We start from the raw sequence: 23,586 nt of genomic DNA, 5'->3' as shown, positions 1-23,586 counted from the left end.
ATTACGTCTTTTGTTCAGTAATGGTCAAGACTGTTAGTTTATTTTTAAACAAGAAAAGCCTCCAAAGTCCAGCAAAGCCAGACTTTGGAGACTTATTAAGCTCACAATATCAATTTTAAGCTTGAAGTGCCTTAATCATTCGATCAAGCAATTCAATATCTGTATCACGAGAATAGATATCCATGATTTCATAAATTTGTGGAGCAGAAGTTGAACCAGTAAATGCTAGGTTAAGTGGGAAGTAAAGGTTCCGGCCCTTAACTCCAGTATCCTTACCAACTTCCTTAATGGCTTGACTGTAATCATCTGCACCATTTTCAAGTTTTTCTTTCAAGCCGGTCAAAACAGCCAACACTTCATCATTATTAAAGTCTTCATTGTCTTTAATAAGATCATAGTTAAAGTGTTCTTCAAGAACATTGTAATAAGACCATGCATATTCAATTACTTCAAGCAACTTATTAACATCGCGTTGGTGAACATGGATTGTCTTTGCAATTAAGTCCATTAATTGATCTTCCGGAATTGATTGAAGACGCTTTGCTTCTTCTGTTTCGCCTTCCTTAACTAATTCCATTGTCCGGTCAGTTAATTCTTCAACAGACATGCTCTTAATATATTGAGCATTCATCCAATCCAACTTCTTTTGGTCAAAGTAAGCTGGTGCCTTGGACATCCGTTCAGGATCGTATACCTTAATCAATTCATCCTTAGAGTAAATTTCACGTTCGCCAACTGGTGACCAACCTAAGAATGCAATAAAGTTAAAGATTGCTTCATGAAGGTAACCATGCTTCTTATATTCACTAATGAATTGAAGGGTATCCTTATCCCGCTTACTTAACTTCTTCCGTGTCTTTGGGTTGAAGATTAATGGGATATGGCAGAAAGTTGGGTGATCCCAGCCTAGTGCTTCATAAATAGCAATTTGCTTTGGCGTATTTGAAATATGGTCAGCACCACGAAGAACATGGGTAATATCCATTGTGTGATCATCAACAACAACCGCAAAGTTATAGGTTGGCATTCCATCACTCTTTTCAATGATGAAGTCACCACCAAGGTTATCAGAATTAAATGATACGTGACCACGAGCAATATCATCCCATTCATATTCATGATCCTTTGGTAAGTGGAAACGAATCGTTGGCTTTAAGCCCTTTGCTTCGGCTGCCTTTTGTTCTTCTTCGCTCTTACCATACCAGCGACCATCATAGTGGGGTGCTTCATTATTAGCCCGTTGACGTTCACGCATTTCCGCAAGTTCTTCCTCAGTTGAGTAGTCCTTGTATGCTAAACCTTTATCAAGGAGTTCTTGAATATACTTGTGGTAAATTCCTTTTTCGTTCCGTTCACTTTGACGGTATGGAGCATACTTTGAATTAGGCTTATTTGGACCTTCATCCCAGTCAATTCCTAACCAATGTAAGTTTTCTCGTTGACTTTCTTCTCCATCCTTAACGTTCCGCTTAGTATCGGTATCTTCAATCCGTAATACCATTGTACCGTTAAAGTGACGAGCAAATAAATAGTTAAAAAGGGCTGACTGCGCATTACCAATATGTAAGAAACCTGTTGGACTAGGTGCGTAGCGAACTCTGACCTTCTTGTCATCCATGTTTGCGATTCTCCTTTATATCTGTTTCACGAATAGATTCGTGACTGCAACATGTTTAATTGTATAGGAATGTTGCTATTTGTCAATTTCATTCAAGCACAGATAATGAGGGACCGCAAGTTTTACATTCAGTCCCTCATTCTTAATATCTGCTTTATTAGTATTGTTCCATATACCGTTGGCGTTCCCAATCTGAAACATGGGCACGGTAAGCATCATATTCACGGGTCTTAGCTTCTTCAAAGCTTTGGTAAAGGTGTTCACCCATCGAACCCTTAATTACATCATCTTCAGCTAAGTCCTTCAATGCACTATGTAAAGTATCAGGCAAGTTAACAATTCCCTTGCTCTTCCGTTCCTTGGCAGTCATATCATAGATGTTTTCATCAACGTTATGAACTGGTGGTAAATTATTTTGTAAACCATCAAGACCTGCAGCAAGAACAGCGGCAATTGCTAAGTATGGGTTTGCAGCTGGATCAGCTGACCGTAATTCAAGACGAGTCCCCATTCCCCGATCATTTGGAATTCGAACTAATGGTGAACGGTTAGAAGTTGACCATGCAACATAAACCGGAGCTTCATAACCAGGTACAAGCCGCTTGTAAGAGTTAACGATTGGGTTAACAATTGCAGTATAACTCCGGGCATGCTTCATCAAACCGCCCAAGAAGTGATAGGCAGTTTCTGATAGTTGTTCCTTATCATTTTCATCAAAAAAGGCGTTTTGACCATCTTGAGTAAAGAGTGACATGTTAAGGTGCATTCCAGAACCATTAATCCCAGATAATGGTTTAGGCATAAACGTTGCATGAAGGCCATACTTTTTAGCGATCGTCTTAACAACTAACTTAAAGGTTTGAATATTATCTGCTGCTTCAAGCGCGTCGGAATATTTAAAATCAACTTCATGTTGGCCAGGAGCAACTTCATGGTGAGCCGCTTCAACGTCGAAGCCCATCTTTTCTAGTACAAGAACAATGTCGCGCCGACAATCTTCACCAACATCAGCTGGTTCCATGTCAAAGTAGTTTTCAGAATCATTAACCTTAGTAGTTGGGTTACCATTTTCGTCAGTCTTAAAGAGGAAGAATTCTGGTTCTGGACCAATGTTAAATGATTTGAATCCCATTTGTTGCATTTCTTTAAGGACCCGCTTGAGGTTATTCCGTGGATCACCTGAAAATGGTGTTCCATCAGTCATGTGAACACTACAAATTACTCGTGCAACCTTACCGTGATCAGCTCCCCAAGGGAAAGTTAACCATGTTGACATATCTGGATAAAGGTACATATCACTTTCTTCAATCCGAACAAACCCGTCGATTGAAGAACCATCAAACATGATCTTATTGTCCATTAACTTATCAAGTTGACTAACTGGTAAATCAACACTCTTAATTGTTCCAAATACATCAGTGAACATTACCCGCAAGAAGCGAATATCTTCATCCTTCACCATTTGACGAACTTCATCCTTGGTATACAAATGTCTAGCCATAAACTCATTCCCTTTCCTGAAGACACCCTAATAGCTTAATTTTCTTAATAAAACAAAGTAATAAGTAATCTTGATTAACTTCTCAGCCTTTGCAACGACCTAGACCAATTCAATCTAATTAACCTCATTTCATTAGAAAAGCTTGTTTTTCTTAATACTGCTTAAGGATACCAATTGAAAACCATTAAGTCAATTTACTGAAAACGTTTTAACCTAATCATAACTAAATTAATGTAAAAACTTTATTTTTTTAACCACGAATCAATAAATTGTTTGATTTCATTAGTATCATTCTGTCCACTTACCAAATCAAACCAGTGAACATCCATTTTATTTCTAAACCAGGTCAACTGTCTTTTAGCATAATGCCGCGAATCCTGTTTGATTTTTACTATTGCTTCATCAAGTGAACATTCACCAGCAAAATATGGAAATAACTCATGATAGCCAATTCCTTTCCCAGCTGGCAAATTGATTCCTCCCTTATCGTATAACAACTTTGCCTCATCAAGCAGTCCAGAACTCATCATTAAGTCAACCCGTTTATTAATCCGTTCATACAAAACTGGGCGTGCCGTTGTAAGACCGATTAGCAAGAACTCATCTTTTGCATGCGACTGCTGTTGTTGGGAGAATAACTGGTTCCCGGTTTCAATTACTTCTAACGCCCGAATTACCCTTCGTGAATTATTTTCAGGAATCGCTATAGCAGCTTTAGGATCCTTCTTTTCTAACTGTTGCCAAACGTAATGGGCTCCCTGTTCTTTTAAAATCTGGTGCCAATGCTCACGGATCGCCTCAGACTGTTGCTGAACCTGTTTACCACCCAGGGAAAGATTCTCCGTTAACGCCTGTAAATAAAATCCAGTTCCACCAACAATTAACGGTAAATGTCCGGAATTACTAATCTCCTTAATCCACCCATTTGCTTCTTGTTTAAATTTAGCAACTGAATACTGTTGATCAACGTCACAAATATCAATTAGGTGATGAGGAATTCCTGCCATTTCTTCAGGAGTTACCTTTGCTGTTCCAATATCTAAGTGTCGATATACTTGCATCGAGTCACCAGAAATTACTTCACCATTAAAAGCGGTTGCTAAGTCAATTGATAGTGCGGTCTTACCAACCGCTGTCGGTCCAACAATTGCTATAACTTTAGACATTTTTTATCTCCTTAAAATAAATTTTGATCCTTCTTACTGGTAAAAAGTCGTTAAGTCTTGCATAATAGAGGTAACATAGAAATAAGAGGAGGCTATATCATGAAAAATTTTGCTAAGGGTGTTTTAATCGGTACTTTCGGTACATTAGCTGCAATCGCTAGTGGTGCATTCACCTTCCACAAGACTGTTGTTAAACCAATCGAAGACCAAGAAGAAAAATTTGATGAGAACCGGAAAGCTGCTACCCGGAAGAGTCGTTCCGCTCATCAAGCTTAATTATTATTATAAATAAAAATGGAGTGCAAAAGAAGTTACTCATAACTTTATTACACTCCTTGGTATAAAAATGACTCCCAAGTTCAAACTAAGAGAACTTTGGGAGTCATTTTTTATTCCGTGTTATTTGCCATACTAGCTTACAATAACACTCTTTATTCTAATACTTTGACTTCTTTGTCTTCCCTTTCCAACCATTATAACCACCCTTAAGGATGTATAGTTGGTGATAACCGTGTTTTGCAAGGAAAGCTGCTGCTTGAGTGCTGATTGCAATTCCTTGATCATACATATAAACGGGAAGATCTGGGCGTAATTCACCATACTGTTGCTTTAAGTAAATATATGGTAAGCTCCGTGCTCCCAAAATATGGCCCTTTTTAAAGTCATTTGGTTGACGCAGATCAATTACCTGTGCTTTACGCATTCCCTTATGAAATGCATCCTGATCCAACACAGTTGCATACTTCTTTCGCCGGTAATATTGGAAAAGCCAACTAAAACCCCAGGCAAGAAGAAGGACAATAATAACGATATTGAAGGTTAATAACCCACTACTAACTCCAAGAATCACGTTAACGCTCCCTTACTTTTACATAAATTGACGAGCTAAGGAAGCAGCACCGATAACACCAGCATCGTTACCAAGTTCAGCCAACTTCAATTGAGTTGATGTCCGAACAGTTGGGAAGGCAAACTTCTTGAAGTTTTCGTTAACCCGCTTCAATAAGAAGTCACCAGCAGCTGATACCCCACCACCAATAACAAGGTATTCAGGGTTAAGAGCGTTACTTAAGTTAGCAGCAGCCAAACCTAAGTAGAATGCCACTTCATCAACAACAGTATTTGCCAAGTAATCATTTTGCTTGGCCAAATCAAAGACGATCTTAGCGGTGATTTCGTCACCATTATCAATCATTGCCTTTAGGCGACTGTCACCCTCATATTCTTCTGCCTTATCTTGGGCAATGTGAACAATCCCAGTAGCAGAAGCATATTGTTCAAGACAACCCCGGTTACCACAAGTACAAAGGTAACCATTTGGCTTAACGATCATATGACCGACTTCACCACCGGCACCAACCATACCATGAACTAGACGACCATTGGAGATTAATCCACCCCCAACACCAGTACCAAGAGTAATAAAGGCAACATCATCACCTTCATTACCAGCACCCTTCCAGCGTTCACCAAGGGCGGCAACGTTCGCATCATTATCTAAAGCAAACTTCATTCCGGTGCCTTCTTCAATTTGTTCCTTAACATTTTGGGTAGTCTTCCAGTTAAGGTTGTATGCACCGACAACAGTACCCTTATCACGGTCAATTGTTCCGGGAGTCCCCATACCAATTCCTACAAATTGATCACGATCCATCTTGTACAAGTCAAGGTGGTGGTTAATTGAATCAATGATATCAGGAACAATGTGTGAGCCTTCATCTAAAATGTTAGTCCGTAAAGACCATTTTTGTTGAATTTCACCATTTTCAGTTAAGATTGCAAACTTAATAGTAGTTCCACCAAGATCAACACCAATTAATTTTTTAGCCATTATTTTCATTTCCTTTCATTCAAACGGTTCCTAAATAGCCGTTCCTTTTTTCTCTCGTTGTTCTTCTTCGTGATGTTCTTTCCGAAGAACAATTTTTGCTTTCATGTAGGTCTTGCTATCAACAACACCTGCTTGGTATAAGTGATCTAATTCAATCGCAATTAATTCGATATCATATAACCGTTTACCAACATAAACATAGACATTAAATTCTTTTAGTAACTGTTGAACATCATATAAAGTTCGATATTCTCGCGGTTTTGTCATCTCAATCACCTACCAATTGCGATTATCATGGCAACAATGCCAAAGAACAATATAATACTACTGATTAATCGTTTATAAAGACGAACGTGGCCCACAAATGGTGCACCAACAACGTATGACACTAGGAATCCACCAAGAAGACCACCAACATGCCCAGCTAAATCAATTCCCGGAAGGAACAAGTCCATTACGATATTAATTCCAACCAAGATTAGAAATTGTCGACTTAGGTCATGAATTAAGCCATTATCATGAAATGATTCACCAAGCATTAAAAAGGCACCAAACAAACCAAATAGTGCCGTACTTGCTCCCGCCGAAATAGTATTCGGTAAGAAATAAGCACTCGCCAAATTCCCGGTAAAAGCACTAACAAGGTATATCACTAACATTCGCCAGTGACTAAATAATTCCTCAATATACATCCCCAAAAAGTAAAGGGTAATACTGTTAATAATCAAGTGGGTAACCCCAATATGGAGAAACACTGGGGTAATCAGTCGCCACCACTGCCCCTCACGAATTAGTGGAGTAACACGGGCACCACATTCTATTAAGACATTTGAATTAGTTGAGCCACCTAATAGTATCATTACGATAAATGCAATAATCTGAATAGCCAAGAGGACAACTGTTACTGGTGTCCTTCGCCAAAGCTGATCCCTCATCAATCAGTCTCCGATAAAGAAAGAACTTTATCGACTGTTTTATCGTACTGCTCACTTTGCCATTCATCTTCATTTGCCAATTGAGTAGTAAATGATAACGAAATAGTATTACCGTCATACTTACTCAAGTAACGATCATAATATCCGCCACCAAACCCGATCCGTCGACCTGATTGGGTAAATGCCACACCAGGAACGATCATCAGATCGATCTCGCTTGGCTTATATACTCGACCGTTTTGTGGTTCCAAAATCCCAAAAGTAGTTTCTACAAACTCACTATCTTCGTTTAATTCCACAAATTCCATTTGACGATCTGGCAAGGTTCGTGGGACAACAATTTGGCGATTCTCATGACGAGCATGAAGAATAATTGGAGAAGTATCCAACTCTAAGGACTGACTTAACGTTGTTGCAATTACCTTAGCGTTCATCCACTCAGGCTGATCGAATAGCATTGAAGTTAATCTTTTTTCTTCATGTAAACGCGTATTAAGATCAAGTTGTTGCAGTCGGGCAATATACGCCTGACGCAACTCCTTCTTTGAATACGTCATTATCCTACAATCTCTCCTTTTAAACGTTTTCAGTCTATAATTATCACAGCTCACCGTTATTTATGCAAGCGTTTTTTTCACAAAGTAATAAAAAAGGCACCTAAAAGGTGCTTTTTTTAATTACTTTGTTTCACGGTGTAAAGTAACCTTACGTTCCCGAGGGCAGTACTTGTTTAATTCAAGACGATCGGGATTGTGACGACGGTTCTTACTAGTTAAGTAATTCCGTTCGTGGCATGATGTGCATTCAAGGATAATGTTGACACGCATTGTCATGACCTCCTATTTTTTATTTTATTTAACGTGGTTATTAACCCTAACTCGTACAACTATATCATTAATTAACCAGTTTGACCAGTCTTTTGTGATAATTGTTAAGGAAAAACACTTGACAGGTCCACAAATTGTTAATTATTACTAGTACTCTTGGAGTCCTGAACAATCTTCCAGTAGGCACTAAAAATTTGTTTAGCCATATTCAAGTTTGCTCCACCATTTTCATTGGTTACCCCGGGAATTGCAAGAGCAACAACAACTTGTGGATTCTTCGATGGCGAATATCCAGCAAAACTAATTGTTGAGGTTTGATGACCATTAGTTACAGTTTCCGCAGTCCCTGTCTTCCCGGAAATTGATGGCTTAGCGCTTCCCAGTGACTTTGCAGTTACATAACTACTAGTTCCGTGAGTAACTTGGTAAAGTCCTTGACGTACCAAGTCAAAGTCTTCTTTTGAAGCAGGAATTGTAAATTGTACTTGTGGTTGAGTCGTTGATTCTACTCGCCCAAGTTTACCATTCGACTTACTTCCCCGAATTTCTTTGACAATATATGGCCGCATCCGGTTTCCACCATTAGCAATCGTTGACATGTATTGTGCAAGTTGAATAACTGTATATCCATCATAGTTACCATATGCCAAGTCAAGTGCTGAACCAATATGTTTCTGAGAAGATGGACCATTGTAACCAGCTGTTTCACCTGGTAAGTCAATCCCAGTCTTTTGTCCTAAACCAAACATATTAAAGTATTGACGTTCCTTAGCAAAAATACTTGGTTTCAATGTCAATTGGGCGCCTGGCTTATAGTTCATCCCTCCCTCTTTCATGATCAATTGCATCATGTAAGAGTTAGATGAAACTTCCAAGGCAGTTGGTGCATTTAAAGCCATGTTAGCTGACCCGGTTTTATTAAACCATGAGGCCTTTGTCGAAGTTCCCGCAACCTTAATTGGTTGATCAGTTAAGGTGTTGTTTGACGGTGTAATAACACCACTCATTAAGCCTCCCATAATAGTGGCACCCTTAACAACGGAACCCATAGTAATTGGGTGGTTAATCGCACCAATTTGGTCAGGAGTTTGCTTTCCGGTCTTCTGGTTACGGTCGATTCCGGCCATTGCATAAATGGCACCTGTATGAGGATTCATTACTACAGCATAAACACCTGGTGAGTATGAAATCCCTGCAGATGAATAATTTTGCTCTAAAATTTGTTGAACGCGTTTTTGGAACTTAGCATTAATCGTTAAAACAAGGTTATCACCCTTTTTCCCAGGATACTTAACAGTTTCATTAGTAACCTTACTTCCACTGGTAGTCACTTGAGTCTGCGACTTAGAACCAACTAAAGTACCTTGGAACATTTTTTCAAGATAACTTTGACCAACGTTATCGCTTCTTGAATATCCCTGAGAAAGAAGGCTATTGATCTGATCGGCTGGCAACCCAGATGATGAGACCGTTCCGGTTAATGATTGAAAGTCCTTTCCTTGAGGATAGTTTCTTGTCCAAGCCGTTCCAATTTTAACACCAGGCATCTGGTTTAAATGCTCACCAACTCTGGCAAGCTCTTTACTAGTAACTCCAGACTTTTTGATGTAAGTTGTTGATAATGAGTATGCTCCTGTCATCGCTGCATAAATCCGCGCATTACTCTTTTCATGGCTTGATAAATGCCATTCGTCTGGATGGTTCTTCAAGTATTTCAACGCAGCATCATACTTTTTATCATCACTAGTATCTTTTGAAAGATTTAGCTTTTTAGTAATTTGCTTAAGGTTACTCTTATCTGCTAAATAATAGTCTTCCTCATTCCGATCAGTTAACCGAGTATCACTATTACTTACGGTAATGTATCTTCCTAAGCGGTTAGCAATTTTATAAAGTTGGTCGGTAGTTACGTTAGAACTCTTAGTATAGGTAATCGCTTGGTGAGTCTGGTTACCTACAATTACCTTGCCACGACTATCATAAATCATTCCCCGTTGAACGTTATTTGTCTGAATAGTGGTATCTGACCGCTTAACCTCGGCTTTATATGACGATCCATGAAGAATCTGGAGGTAGAATAAACGACCAGCGAGCATTAACAGCAATATTCCAACAATCCAAAGCAATAAGTTCAACCGTGAGGGAATTATGGATTGGGCATTTTTATGTTTACCTTTATTTGAACTAAAATAGTTCGTAATTCGATCAAAAAACTTCACAGTATTAAACTTCTCCTTTTACCGTGATGATTTCTATTGTAGCAAATTTTGCCTCATTTGGCAGTTAAACCTAACTTACCAAAATGCAATCATACACTTTATTGATGCAAAAATGAATACACAAACGGCTAAATCACCGAAACTTAACAGAACCTTCACATTCATAGTCAATGAATTCGGTATATAATGACAAAGATATTCTATTTAGGAGGACATTTTGTGCAATTCCGTTCTCAACTAAAAAAACAACATATTTTATTAATCAGCTTTTTCCTTCCAATAATTATAATGGGAGCTTATTTTGCTTATCGTTCTATGGCTCCCTTTGGGAAAAGCACCTTACTAACAGTCGACCTTGGTCAGCAATATATTGACTTTTTTTCCTACTTTAGACGGACACTGTTACACCACCCAAGCGAATTCATTTATTCGTTCAGTAAGAGTCTTGGCGGGGAAATGTGGGGAACCAATGCCTATTATCTTTGGAGTCCCCTCAACCTAATTCTTCTTTTCTTTCCAGCAGCCCACCTTTCCAGCGGTGTTTTAGTATTAACCTTATTAAAATATGGTCTTTCAGGATTATCATTTGCGTGGCTATTAACTAAAAACAAGCTTCAATCTGGAATCCGAATTCTTGCTTTTAGCACTGCATACGCTTTAAATGGCTGGATCATTGCTAACCAACTGAACCTTCTCTGGTTAGATGCCATGATTATTCTACCGTTAATTGTTTGGGGACTCCACCAGGTTATCTTTGCTCGTAAATTCTCTTGCTATATTAGTTGGCTCGCTATCGTGGTCATTGATAACTATTATATGGCTTGGATGATCTGTATCTTGACAATTCTCCTTTTTATCTGGCAGCTCCCACTAATTAATGCTTGGAAAGCACGTCTACAAGCACTTGGCCGTTACATCCTTTCTTCGTTAATCGCGGTTGGGATCAGCTGCTTTGTATTATTGCCAACTATTTATTCTCTTCTTCAAAGCAAGGGCACATATACTAATAATCATATTAGGAGTCACTTTGAATACAATCCCTTAAAACTTTTGGCTAAGCTTGTCCCGGGATCATTCAATTTTAACCAAATGCCTAGTGGTCAAGCCAACATTTACGTTGGAATGTTAATGATATTTGGCTTAACGTTATACTTTTTAAACCGAAAAATTAACCTAGGACAACGAATCATTGCCTTTCTAATTACCGCTTTTTTTGTTCTTTCATTTTGCTATGAACCATTCGATCTCTTTTGGCATATTGGACAATTTCCTGTATGGTATCCCTCAAGATTTTCATTTATCTTCTGCTTCTGGATCATTCTTCTAGCAGCTACCTGCCTTCAAAAAGAATTTCAACCATCAAAATGTCAACTCGCAATTTTACTAATTCTTACTCTTGCTACCTTCACATATGTTGAAACATTAACCGTTTCATATATTAACAATAGTCAAAAATTCATTGGCCTTGGTCTTGCAATTGTTAGCATTATTTTCTTGGGGATTCCCCGTTCGGCTTCCCCAATCATGAGCGACCTCTTGCTAGTACTAATAGCAACTTGCGATATTTCAACTAGTGCTTACACTGCATTAAACCAGATTTCATACGTTAGTCAGCCAGAATTTGGCGAGTATACCACAGCACTGAATAACGCTACTACAAAGGTAAAACACATTGACCATGGTTTTTATCGAATCGCTAAGACCTTTATGCGGACTAAAGACGACCCCCTTCAAAGCGGCTTTAATGGTGGTGATCATTTTGGTTCAACCATTGTCCCAAGTCTTCCAGCATTTATGGGAGCGATTGGCCAACCAGCTGGCGATGGCTTCGTATCATATGATAACGGAACCCAGGTAACTGATTCATTATTAGGCTTCCGTTATACAATGGCTGTAATTGATCCTGATCGTCCAAAACCATTCTTACCATTGTCCGGGTATCGTCCTGACTGGAATACTCAAAAACCGATCGCAGTAACTAACAATATTGGAATCCGGAAAAATACTGCTGCACTTCCAATTGCATTTGGTGCTAATTCACGGATTCTTAATTCAACTCATGATACCTATGATCCGGTGGCTTATCAATCTGAGATCTACCAAGACCTAGCAAACTCACCAAAACCATTGTTTGAAGTTCAAAACTTTAACCAAGTTGATTTTCAAAATGTTCAAAGTGCTGACCAAATCACCGGTTCTGTCTTCAAAAAAGAACATCAATCTGAAGGAGCTAGCATGAAGTTAGAGATTATCCCTACAACTAACGATTCATACTACCTAACTATTGGTCCAAACGTTAAAGATGATGCTTCAATTACTGTTAATAATCGTCATTTTAGTCAATACCAAACATATCGAGATACCGTAATTATGAACGTTGCTCACCACCAAAAGGGGCAAAAAATTATTGCTACCTTCCACCTCAAGCATTCCGAACTATGGATGCAAAATGTTAGTTTGTACCGCTTAAATCAACAAGCATTTAATCATGACCTTAAAATACTACAGCGATCACCATTAAAGCTTAGTCAGGCAAGTGCAACTACCCTTAAAGGAACAGTTAATATTAAAAAAGATCAGGGAGTATTAATGACAACCATCCCTTATGATAAAGGATGGCACGCAAAAATTGATAACCACCCGGTAAAGTGTCAAAAAGTAATTGGAACATTCTTAGCCCTCAAGATTAAGCCGGGAACCCACCACGTTACTCTACACTACCGACCACCATACCTTGTTACTGGAATGATCATTAGTCTTCTCAGTCTCTTATCAGCACTCCTCCTCTCCCAATTGAATAGGAGAAGGGTTAAATACTAAAAAGCTAAATCGACCCCAAAGTACGTAAAGTCCGCACTTTGGAGTCGATTTTACTTATCCACTACAATTAATTTACTTCCATTGAGCTGAGGCACCAGTTGACGCATCTGCCTTATTATCGGCATGGTCATCTGAATCTTTATCCAACCCAGCCACGTCAGGAGTTGTATCTCCATCTTCATGCTTAAAATGGAAAACCGGGCCATCAGACTTCTTATCGTAGTCAACAGTCATGATTAATCCCTTAAAGAACCATTCATCAAGGTTATCAATATGATAATTAATATTATCCTTTTTTACTTCAAGAATAGGTGAAACTGGAACATCTTCCCGAGCAAAGCCTTGTGAAAAGCCATGGTGAACTTCAGTTGAACCATATGTCTTTCCATAAAACTTCACTCCACCGCCATTTTCTAATCCAAGATTATCCTTAAACCAGTCATTAGCGGCATCGGTTATAATCATTTTCATATTTTTTCACATCCTTCCGGTTATCATACTTTATGATAGCACTTTCATTGATAAGAAAGATATTCTTTTCGCTGAATAAAAGTAAAACTTAATGAAATAGTCAGTATTAACTAATATTGTCGTTTAATGGCGATTTAAAATGAGATGAGCGTGAGAAAAACGTTTTGTTTTTTCTCACGCTCATCTGTCACTAACAGTCTTCAAATCTAATTGCAGGAATCCTGATAGGTTAGCCAACCAGGTTCTCGAGAAGACTAATTCCTAGCTGCCTATTCTACACTTAAAATCTTAACTTTCATCGTGCCGTTAGGAATTTCAATTTCAACTTCTTCACCGACTTTATGACCAAGAAGTCCCTTAGCCATTGGTGATTCGTTAGAAATCTTACCAGCAAATGGATCTGATTCAGATTCACCAACAATTTGGTAGCTTTCAGGTTCTTCGTCAGGAAGTTCTTGAATTGTTACCTTCCGACCCATTGATACTTCGTCCTTATCAACATCTTCATTATCAATGATTTCAGCGTATTGAAGCATATTTTCAATTTGAGAAATCCGACTTTCAACAAAGGCTTGTTCATCCTTTGCAGATTCGTATTCAGAGTTTTCTGAAAGGTCACCATAGCTTCGAGCAATTTTAATTCGCTTAATAACTTCTGGACGACGCTTCAATTTAAGGTCTTCTAGTTCTTGTTCAAGCTTTTGTTTTCCTTCCAAGGTCATTGGAAATGTTTTTTCTTCAGCCATTTAATTACACACTCCTATCTTATATCCACTGGTAAATTACCATTTGTTTAAGTAATTGTAAATGCCTATTCTAAAATAATTTTAACGACTTTCGCGGGATTCTTGTAAAATCTTAACAATCTGCGGTGTTGAATATGAGGCTTTTAATTTAAAGGTTCCGGCCTTTACCCCAGCTTCCTTATGCGTTTGTAAGTAATAATCGCAAACGAAGCTACTCCGTACTAGTCGTTTGCCTTTTAGGATTACTCCTACCTGATGATCGGTTGCTCCTTTGGGAATCTCAACATGAACAATCCGCTTTGAAGAAGGATCAACTGGTTTTAACGCATAATTAAAATACTGATGAATCCCTAGTCCACAACATACAAGAATTACCAAGATAATAATGACGACCCGATTTTGTCGCCGTAACTTATCGTTAGTCATTATTAGCGGATCTCAGCATTTAATTGGTCTTGAAGACGTTTAGTTACCTTAGCAAAGGCTTGGTTAACCTGATCTTCAGTCAAGGTTGCCTTAGTATCTTGATAAGTTAACGTGTAAGCTAATGACTTCTTTCCAGAAGGAAGGTGAGCTCCACTGTAAACATCAAATAGGTGAACACTCTTTAAGAAGGCTCCCCCACGCTTCTCAATTAGATCAACAATTTCTTCATTAGTAACATCCGTATCAACTAACAAGGCAATATCACGAGTAATTGTTGGGAACTTACTGATTGGCGTGTACTCGTTTTCAACTTTCTTCGCTTTCAGTAATTGTTCGAGGTTCAATTCAAAGACATATGTTTCTGGAATTTTATATTCCTTAGCTGTTTGGGGGTGAACTTGACCAACAAAACCAACTAATTCACCATCAATCAGGATATTAGCTGTCCGACCAGGATGCATTTCTTTTCTGGAATGATCAGCATCATATTCAATTTTCCCGGCAATTCCCATATTATGAAGGTAACGTTCTACCATTCCCTTTACTTGGAAAAAGTCGACAGGCTGATCTGCAATGTGCCAACTATTGTTTAATAGCTGTCCAGTAAGGACACCGGCAACATGTTCTTGTTCCTCTGGACGTTCACCACCACGAGGAATAAATACCCGTCCCTCTTCGTAAAGGGCAACGTTATTAACGTTCCTAGAAACATTATAAGCAACATCAATTAACAATCCACTAATAATGCTCATCCGTGTTGCCACGTGATCAGAACTCATTGGGAAGTCCAGCTTCATTGGTTCAGCTACTGGATCAATTTGGAATTGCTTTGCCTTTTCAACAGTAGTCAATGAATAACTAATTGCTTGATTTAAGCCCATTCCTTCAAAATCGTGACGAGCAGCACGAATAAACTTTTGCCGTGGTGAAAGTCCACCATGATTACGAGTCATTACAGGTAAACTTTCTGGCAAGTTATCATAACCATAAATCCGTGCCACTTCTTCATAGAGGTCAGCAGGTAAACTAATATCCCAACGCCGTGCTGGAACAGTTACGAGGACCGTATCATTACTCGTTAATTTATTAGAGAATGATAAACGATCAAAGACGTCAGTAACATCTTCCATCTTTAGTTCGGTTCCCAAGACATGATTAATCTTTGAAAGGGAAAGTTCAATTTCCTTACTCTTTGCTGGCTTTTCACTTCCAGTAACAATCCCCCGAGTAACGGTTCCACCAGCTAATTCTGCAATTAATTGGGCAGCTTCATCAATTGCAGTTTCAACCGTTTCAGGATTAATTCCCCGTTCAAACCGCATGGATGATTCACTATGAAGATCAAGGCGGCGAGCCTGCTTACGAACCATTACTGAATCAAAAATAGCTGCTTCCAATGCAACAGTAGTGGTATCTTCTGAAACAGCTGTCTCTTGACCACCCATTGTCCCAGCAAGGGCGATTGGCTTGTCGCCACTAGTTACAACAATATCATTTTCGTTTAATACCTGTTCTTCATCGTCTAAGGTAACAAACTTTTCATCCTTTTGAGCATGACGAACACTAAGATCATGACTTGGTAACTTATCATAATCATAACTGTGCAATGGTTGACCATACTTAAGTAAGACATAATTTGTAACGTCCACAACGTTATTAATTGGCCGAACGCCTGAATTCCAAAGACGGATTTGCAGCCACAATGGACTATCAGCAATCTTAACGCCCTTGATTACCCGTAACTTGTATGTTGGGGCAATTTTTTCATCCGGAATATCTGCACTAATGAGATCACTAGTTGCTTGATCATCATTTTCTTCAACCGCAACTTCCTTAAAGTGGGGCTTCAAATTATAAAAAGCGGCAATATCGTTAACGTTACCGTAAATACTCAACATATCTCCACGGTTAGGAGTAACGTCAGTATCAATAATCGTATCGTCCATCCCAAGGTAACTAAATACGGACTCACCTGGTTGTGCATCTTCAGGGAGAATGTAAATTCCCTCTTCATAAGCCTTAGGAGCGATCCGGTCACTAAAGCCGATTTCTTGCAATGCACAGAGCATTCCATTTGATTCAACGCCACGAATCTTACCACGCTTAATCTTTTGATTATCAGCAATCCGGGCACCGTTCAATGCAACGATTACCTTTTGACCAGCAGCAACGTTCGGCGCACCACACACGATTTGAAGTGGTTCTTCCTCACCAACGTTTACTGAACAAACGTGTAAGTGATCTGAATCAGGGTGTGGTTCACAGGTTTCAACTTCACCAACTACCAACTTCTTCAAGCCATCACTTAAAGAATAAACATCATTAATATCAACTGATGTCCGCGCAATCTTTTCGGCAAGATCGCGTGGTTCAACATCAAGGTCTAAATATTCATTTAACCAATTGTATGAAACTTTCATTGCCGTTATCCTTTCCGATCAAATTGAGTTAAGAAGCGAACGTCATTTTGGTAGAAGTTCCGAATATCAGTAACACCGTACTTCAACATTGCAAACCGGTCAGGACCTAATCCAAAGGCAAATCCACCAAATTCTTCTGGATCGACACCAGACATCCGTAAAACATTTGGGTGAACCATTCCGGCACCGAGAACTTCAATCCAACCAGTGTGCTTACAAATAGAGCATCCCTTACCCATACAGTTAAAGCAAGTAATATCAGCTTCTACTGATGGTTCAGTAAATGGGAAGTAACTAGGCCGCAAACGAACATTAAGCTTGTCGCCAAAAAGAGATTGAGCAACAACTTTTAATGTTCCCTTTAGATCAGCCATCGTAATATGCTTCCCAACAACCATCCCTTCAATTTGGTTAAATTGGTGACTGTGGGTAGCGTCATCTGTATCACGCCGGTAAACCTTTCCTGGTGAGATCATCTTTAATGGTCCCTGACTAAAGTCATGCTTTTCCAACATCCGTGCTTGCATTGGTGACGTTTGTGTCCGCATCAGAACAGATGGAGTAACGTAGAAAGTATCCTGCATATCACGTGCTGGGTGATCCTTTGGAAGGTTCAACTTTTCAAAGTTATATACTTCTTGTTCAACTTCATCACCGACAGCAACCTCATAGCCCATTGAAACAAACAGGTCGACCACTTGATCAATGATTTGTTGAATAACATGTGGTTCACCCTGTGCCACTGGGGTCCCTGGCATGGTAACATCAACCGTTTCAGCCTCTAGTTCCGCATTCATTGCGGCTTGTTCTAATTCTTCTCGTTTATTTTCAATTGCGGCAGTTAGTTCATCACGAACCTTATTAGCAAATTGACCAACTTTTGGTCGTTCCTCAGCACTTAAATCACGCATTCCCCGAAGGACATTTGTGATTGGTCCCTTTTTCCCGAGCATTTTCACCCGAACTTGATTAATCTTTTTCAGATCTTCTGATTCTTTAATTTCCTGCAATCCTTCTTCACGAAGTTCAGCAAGTCGTTCTTTTAATCCCATAATTTCACTCCTTTATAGTAAACAAAAAAGCCCCGTCCGATTAGGGACGAGGCTTCGCGGTACCACCCTAGTTTGCAAAAAATGCACACTCAAAATCAATAACGGCGATCAACCGGAATATCATTACATATCAGCTCCGGAAATGAAATTCCCCGTATTCACTGACCACTAATTGCAGAATCATAGTGGCTCTCTAACAGCTACACCCAGGTACTAGTTTCCATCAACACTTTTAATATCACAGACTATTGTAGCTAAGCACCGTTATTAGGTCAAGGATAAATTAATTCCACTTGTCACTCCACTTATGAACGGTACTCATCACTTCACGCAGTTCTTGGCCCCGCTTAGTTAATGAATAATCAATCCGGTTTTCACCCTTATAAGTATTCCGAGTAACAATGTTTTCATCCTCAAGTTCTTTAAGTCGTTCGCAAAGAACCCGATCACTACACCCATCAATACTAGCGGAAAGATCCTTAAAGCGCATCGTATCCTTTACTAAAAGGGCTTCAATAATCAAACCATTCCACTTTTTGCCAAGAATTGAAAAAGTATGGGTGAATTTTGGACAAAGCTTACAACTACCAGCATTAGCTGACTTCTCAGCTAATTGTTGCATAGTAACAACTCCCTTCCACAAACTACCATACAGACTTCATGCGGCGCTTACGAATCTTACGTGCTAGCTTAGCCCGTAACGGACTAAAGAATTCGTGTTCTGCCTCAAAATCATCCACAAGTGAAACAATCCAGCTTTCACGGTATTTCGGTAAAGCAAGGGTTGCACCAAACATGTGCTTTAGAATTATGTCCTTTTCCTTAGCGTTTAACTTTGTTAACTTTTCAGCATTACGTAAAGCTACCCGTGGGTGAATAAACGCATGGGTCCCCAAGTCAAATTTGGTAGTCCGCCAATCATAATAAAAGAGGTCATGTAACAAGCCAGCGCGGGCAACACTCCGATAATCGAGATGCATTCGTTTTGCAATTCGGTAACTATCGAATGAAACCGTAATCGAATGTTGGAGACGGTTCGAGTGATGGTGTTGTGTATACTGAGCTAACTTTTGAACAGCTGGCTGAGCTAATAAATCACTAACAATAGAAACATACTCTGAATCGGTTCGCCATTCATTAATTGACTTCATATAATCCTCCTCTTCTAATTCTTAAAGATATTTTACAAGATTTATGCTAACAAATAAATCATTACGCATTACAAATTTTTATTTAATTGGAACATTAAGATACCGGCTGAAATAGCAACATTAAGTGACTCAGCTTGTCCCCTCATTGGGATGTAAAGGTTATCCGTAGTTTGATTAAGAAGCTGTTGACTCATCCCCTGGCCTTCATTTCCCATAACTAGGGCAAAGGTTTTACCTGGTTCAACATCACGAAAACTTTTTGCCTGAGGATTAAGTTGGGTACCATAAACCGGTGCATTAACCTCTTTAAAGTCTTCGATCCACTTCTCCAGATCTCCTTCATATAATTTCAAGTGAAATTGAGAACCCTGCATTGAACGAACAACCTTGGGGCCAAAAATATCAGCCGAACGGTGGCTCACAACGACTCCGGTAAAACCTGCGGCATCGGCAGTCCGCACCATTGTTCCAACATTACCAGGATCTTGAACTCGATCGAGAAATAGCCAACCACCATGCAAAGTATTTAAGTCTGGAATCTCATGCGCATCGGGTAACGAAACCACCGCAGCAATTCCTTGTGGTGTAACTGTATCAGTAATGTGCTGCATCACTTCCTCAGTAACTTCATATGTTTCATCGCTAAGTTCTTGTAATTCAGGGTGAGCAAGAAGCTGCTCCTCGGTCCCAATTAACTGCAAAAGATGATTTCCGGCCTGAGTTGCTTCACTCACCAAGTGCCAACCATCTAACAAGTACGTACCTGTTTGGCGACGATACTTCTTTGTTTGTAGTTTTTTCCAATTTTTTACGTGTTGATTATGAATCGACGTAAGTTTTTCCATCTAATTGTCGTCTCCTCTTTTGATTAATTATACCATGGTTATAGTGTACAATAATGTTAATAATTTCTATAGTTTTCTTAAGGATGGTAGTAAATATATGACAGTCCAATGTTTTGAAATAATTGCTCATGGTCGGGTTCAGGAAGTTGGCTTCCGCTACGGAACTATGCAGATCGCTACCCAGCTAAACATAACCGGTAGCGTCCAAAACCTCCCTAACGGTACCGTTAAAATTATTGCAGAAGGGGACCAACATAACCTTGATAAATTTATCAGTTTAATTCAAAAGGGACCCACACCATTTGCTAAGGTCTCTAAGCTAGAAGTAAAAGATTTGCCAACAGCTCAATACCGGCTCTTTATAATTAAATAGCACTAAAGCAGTAGAATTGCTAGTGGATTTAATGTTAATATATGTACTGTTTTATATTAATCAATAATTATCTTAAATACACTAAGGGAGTATCTTAATGAAACGAAAACGACTTTCGGTAGCGGGACTATTAACCGTTGCCCTACTACTATTGACTGGTTGTGTAAGAACAACAAAGTCTGGTAAACCATACGGCCTGACATACACTTACCTGGCAAAGCCAATGCAACATTTAATGGAATGGCTTGCTAGTCACCTTGGAAACAATTATGGTTGGGCAATTATCGTCATTGTTGTGGTTGTACGAACAATCTTACTACCAGTAATGTTCTCACAAATGAAGAAATCAACCATTATGCAAGAAAAGATGGCTAAGATCCAACCACTATTAAAGGACCTGCAAAAGAAGCAGCGAGAGGCAAAGACTCCAGAAGAACAAGCTGCTGTTGGGTCCCAAATGATGGCTGTATATCGGGAAAATAATGTTAGCCTAACCGGTGGAATTGGTTGTTTACCATTATTGATCCAATTTCCAGTCTTCGCTGCCCTTTACGCCGCTATCCGTTATTCTCCGGATCTTTACCATGCAACATTCATGGGCATTGCACTAGGGAAGCCAAGTATTCTCTTCGCAATCCTTTCTTTTATTGCTTATGCCGTTCAAAGCTATCTTGGCTTAATTGGGGTTCCAGAAGAACAGAAAAAACAAATGAAAATGGCAATCTGGCTAAGTCCATTCATGACCTTCTTTATTTCATTAACCTCATCTGCTGGTCTGGGACTCTACTTTTTCATCGGTGGACTATTTGCCATCCTTCAAACCCTAATGATTAATGCCTACCGACCACGAATTAGAAAACAAATTGCAGAAGAAACTAAAAAGAACCCGGTTAAGGTTCCAGATGCTTTAAAGACTAACGGTTCAACTGTCAAAACCAATGACAACGTTTCTGCAGCAATCGATCAGTTAAAGAAATCTGCTGCCCCAGCATCTTCAAATACACCAAAACAAACTAATCGGCAACGAAATGCTGGTAAACAACACCACCACAAAAATAATAATTAAAAACTAGAGAGGCTGGGAAAACGCAAATTGTTTTTCTCAGCCTCAAATTATTACTACTCAACTTCAAATTCAAAAAATCTTAGGAGATGTAAAGTATGATCAAAGCAATTAACCACGACCAGTCCTTTCTACAGCAACGAGCTATTCCCGCCACAAAACAAGATCTCAATATTGGGATTGATCTTCAGGATACTCTAAAGGTACACCAAAACGAGTGCATCGGAATGGCTGCCAATATGATTGGTGTTAATAAGGCCGTTATTATCGCAACTTTAGGCCCATTTAATGTTGTAATGTACAACCCACAAATCACTCAAAAACTTATTCCTTACCAAACAGAAGAAGGATGCCTTTCCCTTCAAGGGAAGCGGCCCGTTACCCGCTACCGTCAAATCAAGGTCACTTTTTATAATCAAGAATGGCAACCACAATTCTTACAACTTTCAGACTTACCAGCAGAAATTATCCAGCATGAAGTCGATCATCTCAACGGAATTTTAATTTAGCTCCTGGTTCAACTTGTTAACACTTAATTGGATTTGCTAAGATAATATTAATGAAATAGGAGCTACAAAATCGCCGGGTTTTGTCATAGATTATATTTACTTTCCACACAGGCGTCCAGTCTTCTGGAGGATGGAAAGTAAATCTGGAGGTTTTATCTTTGTCAATTACAAAGGAAGTTTTTCACTACGTTAGTCGAAATATTATCGCAATGTTAGGAACATCAATTTATGTTCTAATCGATACACTATTTATTTCGATTGCCGCTGGAGCCTTGGGACTGACTGCCCTTAACTTAGCCCTACCGATCTTTAACTTTTTTAATGCCTTGGGATTGCTCCTTGGAGTCGGTGGAGCAACGATCTTTTCTCTAAATAAGATTCTTCACCCAGAGCGAATAGAGTCATTATATAGTTCACTAATGATTTCTGCAGCCATATTCGGAATTGTCCTTGCACTCCTAATTGACCTATTTTCGGTTAACATTGTTGATTTTCTTGGAGCCAATAATGCCACGAGAGAGTTAGCAATTACCTACGTACGAATTGTTGCCTGGTGTGGTCCATTTGTAATGTGCAACTACATTAGTATTAACTTTATCCGTAATGACGGTAATCCAACCTTAACCATGTTAGCAACGGTAATTGAAACAACATCGGTGATTATTATTGACTGGTTCTTTATCTTTGGTTTAGGCCTCAAAATGGAAGGAGCAGCCTTAGCGGTTATTTTTTCACCAGCGATTAGTCTGGTGGTCTTATCATTTCACCGCAGCTTTAAGGAGCGACGACTTCACCTTCACTTCGTTCGCCCTTCTTTGAAACCAATTATTCGGTCAGCACGTTTAGGCGCAGCGGCAGCATTAAATGAACTCAGTACGGGAGTTAGTGTATTCTTCTTTAACCACGTTCTCTTAATGCTAGCAAATAACTATGCTGTTGCCGCTTACGGAGTTATTTCCAATATCGCCATTGTGGTTCTTGCAATTGCAAATGGTGTCGCTCTAGGAGTTCAGCCAGTTGCCAGCCGGGAGTATGGTGAACACCATTTCAGTAATACGTCTCAAGCATTGAAGCTCGGGATAGTCATCACTCTGATATTAGCTCTTAGCGAGTTCATTATCTTAATCGTGTTTAAATACCCGATCATCAACATTTTTAATACTCAAGGCTCGAGCCAACTGGTCCACTTTGCGGCGGTTGGTCTTCCGATCTATTTCACGAGTGCCTTCTTTAGTGCCCTTAACTACTTGCTTATTCTGTTTTTAACGGCAACTAACTCTGCTCGTGCCTCCTTCACCCTGTCACTCCTTCGTGGCTACCTTATCCTCTTACCATTGATTTTCATTCTTCCCCTTTTCTTTGGGATTAACGGAGTCTGGGCAGCAGTACCAGTGACTGAACTGATAGTTACCATTGTCGGGATTGCTTTAGTTTACCAGCACATTCACCAATACGATCAACAAGAAGAAAGTATCCAATAATTATTAAATTAAAAAATGCTCTAGCATCGGAAAGCCGACTGCTGGAGCATTTTTTATTGTCAAGGGCGGTTTTGAATTGTCGTTTTATGGCGGTTTAAAAATGTATGATTCGGGCGGTTTAAGAATTGACCG

Annotated in this window: 24 protein-coding genes; 6 read left to right on the top strand and 18 right to left on the bottom strand. The window is 39.3% G+C overall.

The window, feature by feature from the left end; translation table 11 throughout:
* Positions 1-115 precede the first annotated feature (115 nt).
* From gltX to miaA, 3 genes are all read right to left on the bottom strand, one after another.
* A complete protein-coding gene (gene gltX, locus H9564_RS04590) occupies positions 116-1,618 on the bottom strand; it encodes a glutamate--tRNA ligase (protein WP_191684345.1) in 1,503 nt (500 codons plus the stop codon).
* 157 nt (positions 1,619-1,775) lie between these two features.
* Positions 1,776-3,119 carry a type I glutamate--ammonia ligase gene (glnA, locus tag H9564_RS04585; RefSeq protein ID WP_191684344.1) on the bottom strand — a complete coding sequence of 448 codons (1,344 nt, stop codon included), beginning with the start codon at positions 3,117-3,119 and terminating at the stop codon, positions 1,776-1,778.
* A 242-nt stretch (positions 3,120-3,361) separates the two neighbouring features.
* Positions 3,362-4,285, bottom strand: a complete 924-nt coding sequence (miaA, locus tag H9564_RS04580; protein ID WP_191684343.1) for a tRNA (adenosine(37)-N6)-dimethylallyltransferase MiaA — start codon at positions 4,283-4,285, stop codon at positions 3,362-3,364.
* 99 nt (positions 4,286-4,384) lie between these two features.
* Here miaA and H9564_RS04575 point away from each other — a divergent pair, with 99 nt between their 5' ends.
* Positions 4,385-4,561, top strand: coding sequence for a DUF3042 family protein (locus H9564_RS04575; RefSeq protein WP_102169472.1), 177 nt, complete (start codon positions 4,385-4,387; stop codon positions 4,559-4,561).
* 160 nt (positions 4,562-4,721) lie between these two features.
* Here H9564_RS04575 and H9564_RS04570 read toward each other — a convergent pair whose 3' ends face one another.
* From H9564_RS04570 to H9564_RS04540, 7 genes are all read right to left on the bottom strand, one after another.
* The gene (locus tag H9564_RS04570) at positions 4,722-5,135 is read right to left on the bottom strand and encodes a rhodanese-like domain-containing protein (protein ID WP_191684342.1); all 414 of its coding nucleotides are present in this window, start codon (positions 5,133-5,135) and stop codon (positions 4,722-4,724) included.
* An 18-nt stretch (positions 5,136-5,153) separates the two neighbouring features.
* Complete coding sequence (locus tag H9564_RS04565; RefSeq protein ID WP_191684341.1) at positions 5,154-6,116, bottom strand: ROK family glucokinase; 963 nt, start codon at positions 6,114-6,116, stop codon at positions 5,154-5,156.
* 30 nt (positions 6,117-6,146) lie between these two features.
* Complete coding sequence (locus tag H9564_RS04560) at positions 6,147-6,383, bottom strand: YqgQ family protein (protein ID WP_191684340.1); 237 nt, start codon at positions 6,381-6,383, stop codon at positions 6,147-6,149.
* 5 nt (positions 6,384-6,388) lie between these two features.
* A complete protein-coding gene (locus H9564_RS04555) occupies positions 6,389-7,051 on the bottom strand; it encodes a rhomboid family intramembrane serine protease (protein ID WP_191684339.1) in 663 nt (220 codons plus the stop codon).
* Positions 7,051-7,608, bottom strand: coding sequence for a 5-formyltetrahydrofolate cyclo-ligase (locus H9564_RS04550; RefSeq protein WP_191684338.1), 558 nt, complete (start codon positions 7,606-7,608; stop codon positions 7,051-7,053). Before H9564_RS04550 ends, H9564_RS04555 begins: the two co-directional genes overlap by 1 nt.
* A 120-nt stretch (positions 7,609-7,728) precedes the next feature.
* A complete protein-coding gene (gene rpmG / locus H9564_RS04545; RefSeq protein ID WP_182581617.1) occupies positions 7,729-7,878 on the bottom strand; it encodes a 50S ribosomal protein L33 in 150 nt (49 codons plus the stop codon).
* A 137-nt stretch (positions 7,879-8,015) separates the two neighbouring features.
* Positions 8,016-10,097 carry a peptidoglycan D,D-transpeptidase FtsI family protein gene (locus H9564_RS04540; RefSeq protein ID WP_191684337.1) on the bottom strand — a complete coding sequence of 694 codons (2,082 nt, stop codon included), beginning with the start codon at positions 10,095-10,097 and terminating at the stop codon, positions 8,016-8,018.
* Positions 10,098-10,283: 186 nt separating this feature from the next.
* Here H9564_RS04540 and H9564_RS04535 point away from each other — a divergent pair, with 186 nt between their 5' ends.
* Positions 10,284-12,917 (top strand): YfhO family protein, encoded by a 2,634-nt coding sequence (locus H9564_RS04535; protein WP_191684336.1) that lies wholly within the window; start codon positions 10,284-10,286, stop codon positions 12,915-12,917.
* 72 nt (positions 12,918-12,989) lie between these two features.
* Here H9564_RS04535 and H9564_RS04530 read toward each other — a convergent pair whose 3' ends face one another.
* From H9564_RS04530 to H9564_RS04495, 8 genes are all read right to left on the bottom strand, one after another.
* Positions 12,990-13,388, bottom strand: a complete 399-nt coding sequence (locus H9564_RS04530) for a HesB/YadR/YfhF family protein (RefSeq protein WP_191684335.1) — start codon at positions 13,386-13,388, stop codon at positions 12,990-12,992.
* Between the two features lie 269 nt (positions 13,389-13,657).
* Complete coding sequence (greA, locus tag H9564_RS04525; RefSeq protein ID WP_191684334.1) at positions 13,658-14,134, bottom strand: transcription elongation factor GreA; 477 nt, start codon at positions 14,132-14,134, stop codon at positions 13,658-13,660.
* Between the two features lie 81 nt (positions 14,135-14,215).
* Positions 14,216-14,560 carry an endolytic transglycosylase MltG gene (locus H9564_RS04520; protein WP_191684333.1) on the bottom strand — a complete coding sequence of 115 codons (345 nt, stop codon included), beginning with the start codon at positions 14,558-14,560 and terminating at the stop codon, positions 14,216-14,218.
* A 2-nt stretch (positions 14,561-14,562) separates the two neighbouring features.
* Positions 14,563-16,980 (bottom strand): phenylalanine--tRNA ligase subunit beta, encoded by a 2,418-nt coding sequence (gene pheT, locus H9564_RS04515; protein ID WP_191684332.1) that lies wholly within the window; start codon positions 16,978-16,980, stop codon positions 14,563-14,565.
* A 5-nt stretch (positions 16,981-16,985) separates the two neighbouring features.
* Positions 16,986-18,032 (bottom strand): phenylalanine--tRNA ligase subunit alpha, encoded by a 1,047-nt coding sequence (pheS, locus tag H9564_RS04510; protein ID WP_191684331.1) that lies wholly within the window; start codon positions 18,030-18,032, stop codon positions 16,986-16,988.
* Between the two features lie 283 nt (positions 18,033-18,315).
* Complete coding sequence (locus H9564_RS04505) at positions 18,316-18,654, bottom strand: winged helix-turn-helix transcriptional regulator (RefSeq protein WP_191684330.1); 339 nt, start codon at positions 18,652-18,654, stop codon at positions 18,316-18,318.
* 22 nt (positions 18,655-18,676) lie between these two features.
* Positions 18,677-19,183 carry an HD domain-containing protein gene (locus tag H9564_RS04500; RefSeq protein WP_191684329.1) on the bottom strand — a complete coding sequence of 169 codons (507 nt, stop codon included), beginning with the start codon at positions 19,181-19,183 and terminating at the stop codon, positions 18,677-18,679.
* A 68-nt stretch (positions 19,184-19,251) separates the two neighbouring features.
* The gene (locus H9564_RS04495; RefSeq protein ID WP_191684328.1) at positions 19,252-20,028 is read right to left on the bottom strand and encodes a TrmH family RNA methyltransferase; all 777 of its coding nucleotides are present in this window, start codon (positions 20,026-20,028) and stop codon (positions 19,252-19,254) included.
* Between the two features lie 97 nt (positions 20,029-20,125).
* Here H9564_RS04495 and H9564_RS04490 point away from each other — a divergent pair, with 97 nt between their 5' ends.
* The 4 genes from H9564_RS04490 (at position 20,126) to H9564_RS04475 (ending at position 23,454) form a co-directional block, all read left to right on the top strand.
* Positions 20,126-20,401: an acylphosphatase gene (locus tag H9564_RS04490; RefSeq protein WP_191684327.1), complete on the top strand. Its 276-nt coding sequence runs from the start codon at positions 20,126-20,128 to the stop codon at positions 20,399-20,401.
* Positions 20,402-20,498: 97 nt separating this feature from the next.
* Positions 20,499-21,467, top strand: a complete 969-nt coding sequence (yidC, locus tag H9564_RS04485; protein WP_191684326.1) for a membrane protein insertase YidC — start codon at positions 20,499-20,501, stop codon at positions 21,465-21,467.
* A gap of 95 nt (positions 21,468-21,562) precedes the next feature.
* The gene (locus tag H9564_RS04480) at positions 21,563-21,973 is read left to right on the top strand and encodes a peptide deformylase (RefSeq protein WP_191684325.1); all 411 of its coding nucleotides are present in this window, start codon (positions 21,563-21,565) and stop codon (positions 21,971-21,973) included.
* Positions 21,974-22,182: 209 nt separating this feature from the next.
* Positions 22,183-23,454, top strand: a complete 1,272-nt coding sequence (locus tag H9564_RS04475; RefSeq protein WP_191684385.1) for an MATE family efflux transporter — start codon at positions 22,183-22,185, stop codon at positions 23,452-23,454.
* The last annotated feature ends 132 nt before the right edge of the window (positions 23,455-23,586 follow it).

The sequence above is a fragment of the Limosilactobacillus avistercoris genome (assembly GCF_014836425.1).
GTDB classification, from domain to species: Bacteria; Bacillota; Bacilli; order Lactobacillales; family Lactobacillaceae; genus Limosilactobacillus; species Limosilactobacillus agrestimuris.
This window is presented reverse-complemented; position numbering and strand designations above follow the sequence as displayed.

Coding starts and splice junctions, on each gene's coding strand:
- H9564_RS04480 (WP_191684325.1), top strand. CDS start 21,563: ATGATCAAAGCAATTAACCACGACCAGTCCTTTCTACAGCAACGAGCT.
- H9564_RS04575 (WP_102169472.1), top strand. CDS start 4,385: ATGAAAAATTTTGCTAAGGGTGTTTTAATCGGTACTTTCGGTACATTA.
- H9564_RS04520 (WP_191684333.1), bottom strand. CDS start 14,560: ATGACTAACGATAAGTTACGGCGACAAAATCGGGTCGTCATTATTATC.
- H9564_RS04555 (WP_191684339.1), bottom strand. CDS start 7,051: ATGAGGGATCAGCTTTGGCGAAGGACACCAGTAACAGTTGTCCTCTTG.
- glnA (WP_191684344.1), bottom strand. CDS start 3,119: ATGGCTAGACATTTGTATACCAAGGATGAAGTTCGTCAAATGGTGAAG.
- pheT (WP_191684332.1), bottom strand. CDS start 16,980: ATGAAAGTTTCATACAATTGGTTAAATGAATATTTAGACCTTGATGTT.
- gltX (WP_191684345.1), bottom strand. CDS start 1,618: ATGGATGACAAGAAGGTCAGAGTTCGCTACGCACCTAGTCCAACAGGT.
- H9564_RS04530 (WP_191684335.1), bottom strand. CDS start 13,388: ATGAAAATGATTATAACCGATGCCGCTAATGACTGGTTTAAGGATAAT.
- pheS (WP_191684331.1), bottom strand. CDS start 18,032: ATGGGATTAAAAGAACGACTTGCTGAACTTCGTGAAGAAGGATTGCAG.
- H9564_RS04505 (WP_191684330.1), bottom strand. CDS start 18,654: ATGCAACAATTAGCTGAGAAGTCAGCTAATGCTGGTAGTTGTAAGCTT.
- H9564_RS04560 (WP_191684340.1), bottom strand. CDS start 6,383: ATGACAAAACCGCGAGAATATCGAACTTTATATGATGTTCAACAGTTA.
- H9564_RS04495 (WP_191684328.1), bottom strand. CDS start 20,028: ATGGAAAAACTTACGTCGATTCATAATCAACACGTAAAAAATTGGAAA.
- rpmG (WP_182581617.1), bottom strand. CDS start 7,878: ATGCGTGTCAACATTATCCTTGAATGCACATCATGCCACGAACGGAAT.
- greA (WP_191684334.1), bottom strand. CDS start 14,134: ATGGCTGAAGAAAAAACATTTCCAATGACCTTGGAAGGAAAACAAAAG.
- H9564_RS04475 (WP_191684385.1), top strand. CDS start 22,183: ATGTTAGGAACATCAATTTATGTTCTAATCGATACACTATTTATTTCG.
- H9564_RS04535 (WP_191684336.1), top strand. CDS start 10,284: ATGACAAAGATATTCTATTTAGGAGGACATTTTGTGCAATTCCGTTCT.
- H9564_RS04490 (WP_191684327.1), top strand. CDS start 20,126: ATGACAGTCCAATGTTTTGAAATAATTGCTCATGGTCGGGTTCAGGAA.
- H9564_RS04500 (WP_191684329.1), bottom strand. CDS start 19,183: ATGAAGTCAATTAATGAATGGCGAACCGATTCAGAGTATGTTTCTATT.
- yidC (WP_191684326.1), top strand. CDS start 20,499: ATGAAACGAAAACGACTTTCGGTAGCGGGACTATTAACCGTTGCCCTA.
- miaA (WP_191684343.1), bottom strand. CDS start 4,285: ATGTCTAAAGTTATAGCAATTGTTGGACCGACAGCGGTTGGTAAGACC.
- H9564_RS04550 (WP_191684338.1), bottom strand. CDS start 7,608: ATGACGTATTCAAAGAAGGAGTTGCGTCAGGCGTATATTGCCCGACTG.
- H9564_RS04565 (WP_191684341.1), bottom strand. CDS start 6,116: ATGGCTAAAAAATTAATTGGTGTTGATCTTGGTGGAACTACTATTAAG.